This is a genomic window from Pseudoalteromonas sp. Ps84H-4, assembly GCF_024124645.1.
Lineage (GTDB): Bacteria > Pseudomonadota > Gammaproteobacteria > Enterobacterales > Alteromonadaceae > Pseudoalteromonas > Pseudoalteromonas lipolytica_C.
This window is the reverse complement of the sequence record NZ_JAMXSK010000050.1, coordinates 1-10400: the sequence shown is the minus strand read 5'-3', so window position 1 is coordinate 10400 and position 10400 is coordinate 1. Positions and strand designations below refer to the sequence as shown.

General features: G+C 38.4%; 10 protein-coding genes. 3 read left to right on the top strand and 7 right to left on the bottom strand.

Annotation, left to right across the window (positions count from 1 at the left end; translation table 11 throughout):
* Positions 1–330: 330 nt before the first annotated feature.
* The 7 genes from NH454_RS21695 to NH454_RS21665 all read right to left on the bottom strand — a co-directional run bounded on the left by NH454_RS21695 (position 331) and on the right by NH454_RS21665 (position 8861).
* Positions 331–3531 (bottom strand): CusA/CzcA family heavy metal efflux RND transporter, encoded by a 3201-nt coding sequence (locus NH454_RS21695; RefSeq protein ID WP_055022222.1) that lies wholly within the window; start codon positions 3529–3531, stop codon positions 331–333.
* A gap of 11 nt (positions 3532–3542) precedes the next feature.
* The gene (locus NH454_RS21690) at positions 3543–4799 is read right to left on the bottom strand and encodes an efflux RND transporter periplasmic adaptor subunit (RefSeq protein ID WP_235378307.1); all 1257 of its coding nucleotides are present in this window, start codon (positions 4797–4799) and stop codon (positions 3543–3545) included.
* 64 nt (positions 4800–4863) lie between these two features.
* Positions 4864–6081, bottom strand: a complete 1218-nt coding sequence (locus NH454_RS21685) for a TolC family protein (protein ID WP_008468875.1) — start codon at positions 6079–6081, stop codon at positions 4864–4866.
* Between the two features lie 83 nt (positions 6082–6164).
* Positions 6165–6524 carry a hypothetical protein gene (locus NH454_RS21680; protein ID WP_230237179.1) on the bottom strand — a complete coding sequence of 120 codons (360 nt, stop codon included), beginning with the start codon at positions 6522–6524 and terminating at the stop codon, positions 6165–6167.
* A 46-nt stretch (positions 6525–6570) separates the two neighbouring features.
* Complete coding sequence (locus tag NH454_RS21675) at positions 6571–7473, bottom strand: cation diffusion facilitator family transporter (protein WP_004588886.1); 903 nt, start codon at positions 7471–7473, stop codon at positions 6571–6573.
* Positions 7460–8191 carry a transglutaminase family protein gene (locus NH454_RS21670; protein WP_004588887.1) on the bottom strand — a complete coding sequence of 244 codons (732 nt, stop codon included), beginning with the start codon at positions 8189–8191 and terminating at the stop codon, positions 7460–7462. The genes NH454_RS21675 and NH454_RS21670 overlap by 14 nt, the downstream gene beginning before the upstream one ends.
* 55 nt (positions 8192–8246) lie before the next feature.
* Positions 8247–8861 carry a cation transporter gene (locus NH454_RS21665; RefSeq protein ID WP_004588888.1) on the bottom strand — a complete coding sequence of 205 codons (615 nt, stop codon included), beginning with the start codon at positions 8859–8861 and terminating at the stop codon, positions 8247–8249.
* A gap of 77 nt (positions 8862–8938) precedes the next feature.
* Here NH454_RS21665 and NH454_RS21660 point away from each other — a divergent pair, with 77 nt between their 5' ends.
* The 3 genes from NH454_RS21660 to NH454_RS21650 all read left to right on the top strand — a co-directional run bounded on the left by NH454_RS21660 (position 8939) and on the right by NH454_RS21650 (position 10258).
* Entirely contained in the window at positions 8939–9328 is a 390-nt protein-coding gene (locus NH454_RS21660) for a Cd(II)/Pb(II)-responsive transcriptional regulator (RefSeq protein WP_004588889.1), read from the top strand.
* A 42-nt stretch (positions 9329–9370) separates the two neighbouring features.
* On the top strand, positions 9371–9748 hold the full coding sequence (locus NH454_RS21655) for a MerR family transcriptional regulator (RefSeq protein WP_004588890.1): 378 nt from the start codon (positions 9371–9373) through the stop codon (positions 9746–9748).
* A gap of 102 nt (positions 9749–9850) precedes the next feature.
* The gene (locus tag NH454_RS21650) at positions 9851–10258 is read left to right on the top strand and encodes a MerC family mercury resistance protein (RefSeq protein ID WP_235374293.1); all 408 of its coding nucleotides are present in this window, start codon (positions 9851–9853) and stop codon (positions 10256–10258) included.
* Positions 10259–10400: the final 142 nt, after the last annotated feature.

The window sequence follows — 10400 nt, the reverse complement described above, 5'->3', positions numbered from 1 at the left end:
AACTGAATCAATAGTCTTATTATATAAATATCAGTATATTAAGTGAACTAAATGTATAGATTAATAGATCATAAGCAGAACATACTTAGACCAAAAGGTGATCAGAGTTTTCACACAGTCTGTGCCATAATCCGACCTTGAGACACATAGAGATTAAGACTGCAAAGATACGAAAGCGGAAGTTAGCTTTGGCCTGTTTAACGACAAATATTCCGACAAAGCAGTCATGACTATTAGTTTATTGTTAAATCTAATCTTTCTTTTCGTTCATCTACTCAATAACCCCACGCTAAACGTGACTTTAGCGTGGGGTTAGAGTTCACAGTAATTTTATCTGGATAGCTCTTTTATTTTTTTCTCTGAAAACCAGCGATATAAAACAGGTAAAACAAATAATGTTAACAGTGTTGCAGTTACCAAGCCGCCAACAATAACACTCGCTAATGGGCGCTGTATTTCTGCACCAACACCATTAGACATTAACATCGGTATCAAACCTAAAGCTGATGTTATAGCAGTCATAAGTACAGGTCTTAATCTTGAAGTAGCGCCTTCAAAAACGGCTTTAGATGCTTCTAGACCGTCTTTAATACGTTGGTTGATACTTTCTACCATAACGACCCCATTCAATACCGCTACACCAAATAAGGTAATAAAGCCAACGGAGCTTGGTACAGACAAGTATTGTCCAGATAAATATAAGGAGAAAACTCCGCCAATTACAGCAAGCGGCACGTTGACCAATATCAGCATAGCTTGACCAACAGAGCCAAAAGCAAAGTAAAGTAACAATGCAATTAGCGCTAAAGATAGAGGTACAACGATAGCTAGTCTGCTTTGAGCACGCTGCTGGCTTTCGAATTGGCCACCTATTGCTACCGAGTAACCTGAAGGTAGGTCAACTTTCTCAGCAATAACTTTTCTGATGTCGGCTACTACACTACCCATATCTCTATTCTGAACGTTTGCTTGAATAACGACACGCCTTTGAACATCATCGCGCCTTACTTGAGGAGGACCTGATTCAAATGAAACAGTTGCAACATCACCTAAGCGTACCCAGGCGCCTGTTGGTGACTGAATTCGAATATCTGAAATAGCTTCCTTATTTTGTCGGTACTCTTCTTCAATACGCACGTAAATATCATAACGTTCATTGCCTTTGATGATTTGTCCAGCTTCAACCCCTCCAATACCATCTCGCACAACTTCCATTATATCAACAACTGAAAGTCCAAAGCGCGATAGCTCTTGCCTATTAGGTTTTACGACAAGTTGCGCTTCACCTGCAATTTGCTCAAGAGCAACATCTCTTGCACCATCAACACTCTTTATAGCCGCTTCGATCTCTTGTCCTTTAGCTGCTAAAACGTCTAACTCAGGGCCAAATAACTTTATCGCCAACTGAGCTTTTACGCCAGATAGTAACTCATCAACACGAGTCGCAATAGGTTGAGAAAAGTTTAGTAGTAAGCCAGGAAACTCCTCTAAAGATCTCTCCATTTTCCCTTGAAGTTCATATCGATTAGATGCACTGGTCCACTCAGAAACAGGCTTCAACCCTATGTAAATTTCTATGTTATTCACAGGCTCTGGATCTCCACCTATTTCGGCTCGACCAATTCGGCTTAATGCATAGGTTACTTCAGGAAAAGCCATTAGTTTTTCTTCTAGAATTGGTGCCACAGTGAGCGCGGTATCTAAACTGGAAGAAGGTGCCAGCGTTGCTCTTAAGTTTATCGTCCCTTCTTCTAACTCAGGTACAAATTCAGTACCAATTAATGGAACTAATGCAAAGGCAGAGAAAACTAATATAAGTGCGGCTGAAATGACTAACTTGGTGCGTTTTAGTGCGAATGTAAGCCCTTTTCTGTAGAGTTTGTCTAATGGCCTAAGAACAAAGCTTTCCCTCTCTTTTACACCTGACTTAAATAAATAAGTTGCCAGTGCAGGTACGATAAACAACGCAACCACAATCGCAGATACAACGGCTAAGATGATGCTTATTGCCATAGGTTGGAATAACTTTGCTTCAACCCCTTCAAAGCTGAACAATGGCGCAAATACGACTAAAATAATCGAGGCAGCAAAAAAGACGGGACGAGCCACTTCTTTACCTGCATTTTGCAGACGTAATTTAATGCCGTGCTCATCGTGTTCTACATCGTGCGGATCTGCGTCAGAAGTTGGAACACGTTCCTTTACCGATTTCGAATGTGTCGCGTCAGGTCTATTTAAATGTTTAAACATATTTTCAACCATAACCACTGAGCCATCTACAAGCATACCAATAGCGACCGCTATGCCACCCAGTGACATAAGGTTTGCAGAAATGCCCCACCAAGCCATGATCATTAACGCGATACCAATTGAAATTGGAATAGATATTAATACCAAGAAGGTTGCACGTAAATTCATTAAAAATAGTGCTAATACAATACAGATGAAAATAAATGCTAGTAATAGTGCATCAACCACTGTATTTACCGCTTTTTCAATCAAATCAGCCTGATCATAAAAAGGCTCAAAGCGAACACCTTTTGGCAATGCTTGATTAATTAATGGAATTCTTGCATTGATACCATCAATGGTGGCTTTAGTATTTGAACCCATGCGTTTTAAGACAATGCCAGAGACAACTTCGCCTAAATTTTCGACTTTACCGTCTTCGGTTTTGCGCGTCATGGTGACAGCACCTTGACGAATTTCACTGCCCATTTCAACTTTAGCAATATCTGAAACCGTAACAACCGTACCATCTACTGTTTTAACGGGAACTTGTTTGATATTACTGATGCCAGCCTCACCACTCTCAAACCAGCCTGTGCCTCTAATCACAAGCTGCTCTTGCCCACGGTTCATGTACCATCCGCCAACATTCGCATTGTTGTTATCTAGGGCACCAACAACGTCTTCTTGCGTTAGTTCATATGCTAAGAGCTTAGATGGATCGACATTGACTTGGTATTGCCTAACATTACCACCAAAAGATAATACATCAGTGACTCCATCGACAGGCATAACGAGTAACTTAACAATCCAATCGTTAAGGCTTCGAAGCGCCATAGCATCATAACCTGCACCTTTATCTGAAATAAGAAGATACTGAAATACTTGGCCCAGCCCAGAGGTGTTTGGTCCCATTTCGGGTGTCCCAACACCTTCTGGTATCAGTTCTTTTGCGGCTTGAAGACGCTCAAATACGAGTTGTCTTGCAAAGTAAATGTCGGTGCCTTCTTTGAAAACAACCGTAACGCCAGACAAGCCTGTTTTAGAAATTGAGCGCACTTGTTCTACATCAGGTAGGGCATACATTACCGCTTCAATGGGGTACGTAATGAGTTGTTCAACTTCTTCAGCAGCCAGTCCTGGCGCTTCAGTATTTACAGCAACTTGAACATTAGTAACATCAGGAAAGGCATCCAAATTTAATTTTGGGATCACCATAACTGCACCAACCATAGTGGCAAACAGCGCAATCAAAATCAGGAGTCTATTATTAACAGACCAATCTATTATTTTATTAAACATAGTCTTGCTCCCTAGTGGTTGTGCGGATCAAATCCGCCTTTAGCGATTTCAGACGCAACAAAAAATGCGCCTTTAGTTACAATTCGCGTTCCACTATCAAGGCCAATGATTTCTCTAAAACCACCTAAGGCTCGGCCTAGTTCTATTTCTACAGCTTTAAATTCTCCAGGGTGGTCTTCGACAAATACTGTCCAATCACCATCTGCGCTGCGGATCAATGCTTCTTCTGGCACAGCCATCACTTTCTGCTTTGTGGCAAACTGAAAGTAAACTTTTACAAACATGCCTGAATGAAGATTATCATTCGAATTATCTACTCCTAACCTAATAATTCGAGTACGAGTAATAGGGTCAATTGTATGGGCTTCTTGGATAACTTTGGCATTGTAACTCTGGCCTTCTAATTTAAGTACCGCAGGAGAATCAATTGATAAATTTAGCTTTTTATTTGGAGAAACTTTTGCTTCAACCCATAGTTGTTTTTCATCTGCTAACAACATTACTGAATCACCAGCATCAACACGTTGCCCTTGGATAAAATCGTCTTGAAGTACAACCCCTTCACGCTGAGCAATTAATGTATATTGCCCAAACGCTTTTATGTCTTTGTTAGAAATGCCATCTATTGCTTTTTCAGTTAACCCTAAAGCAATAAGCTTCCCGTAACTCGCATTGTATGTAGTCTCTGCTTGTAATAATCTACTTTCACTCACCGTCTTGTTACCCAGCTTTTTCACACGTTGCCATTCGGTTGAAGCGATTAAATAGTCAGCCTGTGCTTGTGCCATTGCTTCACTAAATAATGTAACTAACTTCTGACCTATTTCTACATGCTCTCCAAGCGCTGCATGGCGACTAATAATGACTGACTCTGTACGTGGCGATACCACATAACTTTTATAGCCATTAGCTTTTATTTCGCCTGGTGCATATACGGTGCTAAATTGATATTCAGGCTTAACACTTTCCACTTTAATGTTAGCAAGCGACATCTTCTTTGGATCAATAGTGATACCTTCTTCATGTCCTTCTTCTCCCTCTTTATTACCACCTTCATGGCCGTGCTCGTCATGGTCACCTTTATCTTCTTCATGTCCCTTTTCGTGTTCATGCTCATCTTGATGTTCTTTTTCTTCTTGTTTCGAAACGTTTGTGACAGAACCAGTTCCATCTGACGACTGTGCAAAAGCATCATGATTTGTAGTAAACCCAACTAACAGGCAGCTAATTACTACGGCTAAAAATTTTTTACTAATTACTGTATTCATTTTTGTAACCTATATTTTTAATAAATTTAAGATTTCGTTTTTCGCTACTGAAAAAACAAAGCGCTCAAATCTCAAATTTGGATAACTGACCCATACTTAAAATGAAGGATATTTCTGCAAGCTTGAATTGATTTTCCAAACGTATTCCTGCATGAAGCCCTTCCGCACGTTGATTTAATGCAAGTAAGTAGTCAGAAGTATTAATGTCACCAGCTTCCCAGCGCTTATTTAATAAGTTTTCGCTGCTATCTAATCTGCCTTTTGTCAGTTTTTGCCATTGCTCATAATATTTTTTACTGACAATAAGCGATTCATAATTAGCTTTTGCTTCAAATGACTGCTTTCGATAAACCGACCGAAAGTTAGCCTCTGCTGCAATTGCTTCTGAATAAGCGGCTTTAACAGTATCTGAATAGTTATTTCTGATATTTAAAGGCATTGAGAAAGTCACGCCAATCAAGTCTTCATCTCCACTTTTCCCTGCGTTAACTCCAATGGTTGGATTGGCTTTAGATTCCATAGTGGTTAGTTGAGCTTTAGATTGTTTTATCTTCCATTGCGCTCTAGCGAGTTTAACTTTTGGATGTTCCTCAACCCACTGAGAGTTAAATGAATAGTTTGTTGCTCCAAAAGTAAATGAAAACAAATTGGTAGTATTAGGCGTCCAATCAGGCAATAACTCCTGAACATTTACCTCTGCATTTTTCAAAGCAATTTGCGACTCAGATATTTCACTGAAAACTTGGGACAAGTTTAAATAAACCAGTTCAGCGTCAAGTGGCTCTAAAAGTCCTGCTTTTCGCTTATCTTCAATAATTCCAACGAGCGTTTGTAATTGATTTTCTCTTACTGAAAGTAACTGAGCCACCTTTTTTGCTGCTTGCCAATTAACTATTGCAGTTAAAGCGTTAGCCTTTTTAGAATCGAGTAGAGATAACAATTGTTGCTGGTTTGCATAAACACCAATTTCACCAATGCTTTTATTTGCTGATTGCTTATCCCAAAAATCAATCGTTTGACTGATACCAATAGAATAATTATCAAAATCACCCTCTTTTTCATAGCTTGCTTCAAGCTCTGGGTTATATACGGCTTTAGTTAAGCTCTTGGCTCTATGATTACTTGCATTAAGTAACTCTTTAGCCGCAACAACTTCGGGATCTTTATTTATTTGACTATCTAGCCATGAAATACTTTTCTGTTTGGCATAAGTGGCAACTGAAAAACTCACAGCCATACATAAAGACAGGACTAAACCTGCATTTTTTAAATATATATACATAAAAATTCTTAATTTTAAAATTAATAAACACGAAACCTTTATCCATTATTAAAGGATAAATAGGTCATTAAAAATTAATCTAATTAAGAAATAGGCGGACGAAGTATCGCTTCATGAAAGGTACTTGTTTGATCAATTTGATAAGGCGTTTTATTGATAATGTTTAGTTTGCCCGTGGTATTTGAATTACTGACTAAAATCCAAGATAAGTGGCTGCCACTGCAATGTCCGCAGTGATGACAATCTTTTTCATTATGCTGCTCATCACCTACATTATCATTTGAGACATTTCGATCATCTGCATGATCATGTTGAATTTGAAGGTGCTCTATATCTATTTGGTGATTCTCAGGTGTTGCGGATACAACAGCAGTTAACGATTGCAAAACAATCGAAACGACTAATAGTATTTTTAACGCAACATTGAATTTCAAAATAAACACCTACTTAAATATGAAAAATTATAATATCAAAAAAAGGTTTTCTAAACTAGCCATGCGCATGTTTTTCATGCTCGTCACGGCAAGTTTCTTGAGGAAACTCAAACTCAATGGTTGTATGAGATAAATTATAAGAAGAAAGTTCCTTAGCCACTTGTTGTTTTAGCCTAATTAATTTATCAACCTCAAAGTTATGGGCTAACTCTAGGTGAGCAGTTAATACGTGACTTTCCCCGTCTAATGACCAAAAGTGCATATGATGAATCCCATTAATTTCAGGTATAGCCTTTATCGCTTTTTCAATATTATTCTGCACTTCTTCATCAGGTGTAGCTTGAAGAAATAGTGCCAATGTTGTTTTCAGGTTTTTCAAAACGTTAAACAATATAAACAGTGTAAAGCCTATAGAAAGCAAAGGATCTAATATTGGTAGATCTACAAAAAGCAGCACGATAGAAACAATTAGGACTGCAACCCAGCCAAGTACGTCTTCAAGCAAATGCCACGTAAGTACTTTTTCGTTCAGCGTTTTACCCGCTTTTAGTTTAAATACTGCATACCCATTAACAGCAACCCCAAGTAATGCAAGACCCAACATTCCTTCAGCCATTGGCATTTCAGGATTAGATAATCTTGGTATTGCTTCAAATAGCACCCAGACAGAACCAATAACTAATACAATACTGTTAATTAATGCGCCAAACAGGGTAAGACGACGATAGCCATAGCTAAATCTATCGGATGCTTCTTTATCCGAGAAACGACTCAGTATCCAAGCGAATCCTATAGATAAACTGTCACCCAGGTCATGTACAGCATCAGCCATAATAGCGGTACTGTTGGTTAGCCAACCACCAATAAATTCGATAATAGTAAATGAAACATTAAGGAAAAATGTCCAACCTATACGGTCGTCTTTTCCATGCGAATGGCTATGGCTATGATTGTGCATTTTCCACCTCAAGAACTTTTAAATTTCTTACATTGACTACGTTAAAATTGATAAAGTGACGGATCACTCGTTGATACATCCAACGTTTGATTCCTGATAAGTTAGTTCCTTTTTCGAGATAAAACTCATCAGGGGAATTATAAACACCAAAATCATCATGAATACCTTCTTTTTGTATATAGGTATCTTGACCACGCCAATCTGTATCTGGCGAAGAGAAACACTTTGTTGCAACACCATAACCACAAAATTCGTTTTTTATTTGACTAAATTTGTGCTGTAGTGAACTTAAATATTGTTCATCTAATATAAAGCCTTCTAAGTTTATCCAACGATCCTTGAAATAAACTTCAATCCAACTATGAATGATATATTTAGGTGCTAACCAAAATACATAAGTTGGAATAGCTCCTTTTTGTAATCGCTGCTCAATAGTAAAGCCGTGAAAACGACATTGAATACCTAATCCTCGTAACAAAGCCATCAGCAAGTTACCCTTGGTATTGCATTGTCCGTAACCATCGGCTAAAACACTGCTTGCTGAAATATCATCACTCTCATTGTAACCAAATAATATTTCATCTTTAACAAATTGGTAGGCTGCACCAATTTTGTTGAAGTCATCGAGTTCTTGCCAATTACGCTCAGAAATTAATGATTGAATTGTAGAGTGTTCAAAATTTACTATCTTGGTTTTTTCTAGATATTTGCTATTCATTGATGTTTCCTTACTTTGAACAACCAAAGGTTGATTGTTTATCTTCATTTGGTGTTTAACGTGTTTTCTCAGCAACAGCTAATTCTTGTTTAGCATCGCTTAGTATTCGGTAAGCGCCTCGAAGAATTAACATTGAAATGATGCTACCAATGACGATATCAGGCCAACGCTGTTTCAGCACCATAACGAGTATGCCTGCGATAACGACACCAAGATTTGCAATTACATCATTCGCTGAAAATATCCAGCTAGCTCTCATATGTACTTCATCGTTGTTGTGCTTTCGAATAAGGATGAGACAAATCACATTTGCAACTAAAGCAACCATGCCTACGCCAATCATAAACCAAGAGTGAGGCTCACTTTCACCATACAGCCTTCTAGCAATATCCATTAGAATTAGCACGCCTAACCCCAGTTGGAAATAGCCACTCACTAAAGCAGCATTAGCCTTATGTTGGATTGACTTTCCCACCGCGTATAGTGCAATTGCATAGACGATTGCATCCGCTAGCATGTCTAACGAATCTGCAATTAAAGCCGTTGATTCTGATAACCAACCAAAGCCAATTTCAAAAACAAACATCGAGGCATTGATAGCCAGAAGCCAATAAAGCACCGTTTTTTGCTGGTTATCTTTTAGCTCAACTTCACACCCACAATCGCTCATTTTCATCTCCGATTAACTTGTATGCTCTAACTATAAATCCTATAGTGACTATAGGGTCAAGTTTATTTGGAAATTTTATGAAAATTGGTGAGTTATCGAAAACATCGGGGTATTCAGTACAAACCATCCGATATTATGAAAAGGAGGGCTTGCTGTCAGATCCTGATCGCACTGAAGGGAATTTCAGGTTGTATTCTAATAAGGCATTTAAAGAGCTAGAGTTCGTAAAGCATTGTCGAAGTTTAGATATTCCGCTTAATGATATTAAGCGACTCATTGAATTAAAAAACAAGCCAGAGGAGAGTTGCTCTAGTGTAAATGCATTAATTGATCGGCAACTAACTTTAGTTAATCAACGAATGAAGGAATTGAATGCACTCAAAAAAGAGTTAAAACTAATGGCAAGCTCTTGCGGGTCTGACGGTACAATTGAAGTCTGTGGCATTATCAAGTCATTAGATAGTTGAACTAAATATAACTTTAGATTAGTAGTATTCACAAAGGCAATAATGAAAACCATTGGCAAATTAGCACAATCATTAAATTTAAATGTAGAAACCATTCGTTTTTATGAACGAGAAGGACTGATTACACAACCTGAAAAACCAATATCTGGTTATAGACAATATGACGAATCAATAGCAGGACAACTTAGGTTTATCACAAAAGCCAAAGCGCTCGGCTTTACGTTAAGAGAAATAAAATCGCTAATGTCTATGGACAGCAACTGCGCTCAAGTTGAGCTATTAAACCGACAAAAGTTAGCAATCATTCGAGATAAAATTAATGACCTTCAACGTTTAGAGAAAGTAATTGTGGGTATGACAAATACCTGTATGCAAAACGAAGATCCAACACATTGCCCCATAATTGACTCATTAAAATGATTGACTCCGTACTTGTATACGGAGTTTAGAATGATGGTAATATCAACCAATAGACTTTCAAATGATAAATAAAATATTAGACAGAGTAGGCTCTAGTGGCGTTTGGCTAGCGGCACGGCCTGCCTCCCTGCATTAAGGTCACTTGCATCGGCATTAGGACTAGGCTTCTTCTCTCACTTCGAAGGAATAGCTGTAAATACGCTTTTACCTATTTTTGCATCTTTGGAACTATTGGTAAACTTATACAACTGGCACAAAAATAAAAACCATACCAGAGCTGTCTTCAGCATTCTAGGGCCTGTAGCAGTGCTATTAACGCTTTATCCTCTTTGGCTATATGATTGGAGCACATACCTATTTTACTTTGGTATTTGCTTAATGGTCGTTATGTCGGTTTTGGATATCGTAAAACCAGTAAGGGAGCAAACATGCAACGTATGGCTAATTGCCGTCGTTGAAACGATTAACGGTCAATGTCTGCTTTTCGCTCAAAGCCGACCTATAGAGTAATTACGTTAACACGTTTTGGGGCGTGCGACGTGAAGTCGTATGAAGCGCTGTTCACCGCTTAATGAGTGAACCATCTGTATCACCAGATGATCCTAGGAGCCTGAATAAAGTAGCGGCTCTGACAATGTAACGAAGGTTGGTA

Coding starts and splice junctions, on each gene's coding strand:
- NH454_RS21685 (WP_008468875.1), bottom strand. CDS start 6,081: ATGTATATATATTTAAAAAATGCAGGTTTAGTCCTGTCTTTATGTATG.
- NH454_RS21670 (WP_004588887.1), bottom strand. CDS start 8,191: ATGAATAGCAAATATCTAGAAAAAACCAAGATAGTAAATTTTGAACAC.
- NH454_RS21675 (WP_004588886.1), bottom strand. CDS start 7,473: ATGCACAATCATAGCCATAGCCATTCGCATGGAAAAGACGACCGTATA.
- NH454_RS21690 (WP_235378307.1), bottom strand. CDS start 4,799: ATGAATACAGTAATTAGTAAAAAATTTTTAGCCGTAGTAATTAGCTGC.
- NH454_RS21660 (WP_004588889.1), top strand. CDS start 8,939: ATGAAAATTGGTGAGTTATCGAAAACATCGGGGTATTCAGTACAAACC.
- NH454_RS21655 (WP_004588890.1), top strand. CDS start 9,371: ATGAAAACCATTGGCAAATTAGCACAATCATTAAATTTAAATGTAGAA.
- NH454_RS21695 (WP_055022222.1), bottom strand. CDS start 3,531: ATGTTTAATAAAATAATAGATTGGTCTGTTAATAATAGACTCCTGATT.
- NH454_RS21665 (WP_004588888.1), bottom strand. CDS start 8,861: ATGAGCGATTGTGGGTGTGAAGTTGAGCTAAAAGATAACCAGCAAAAA.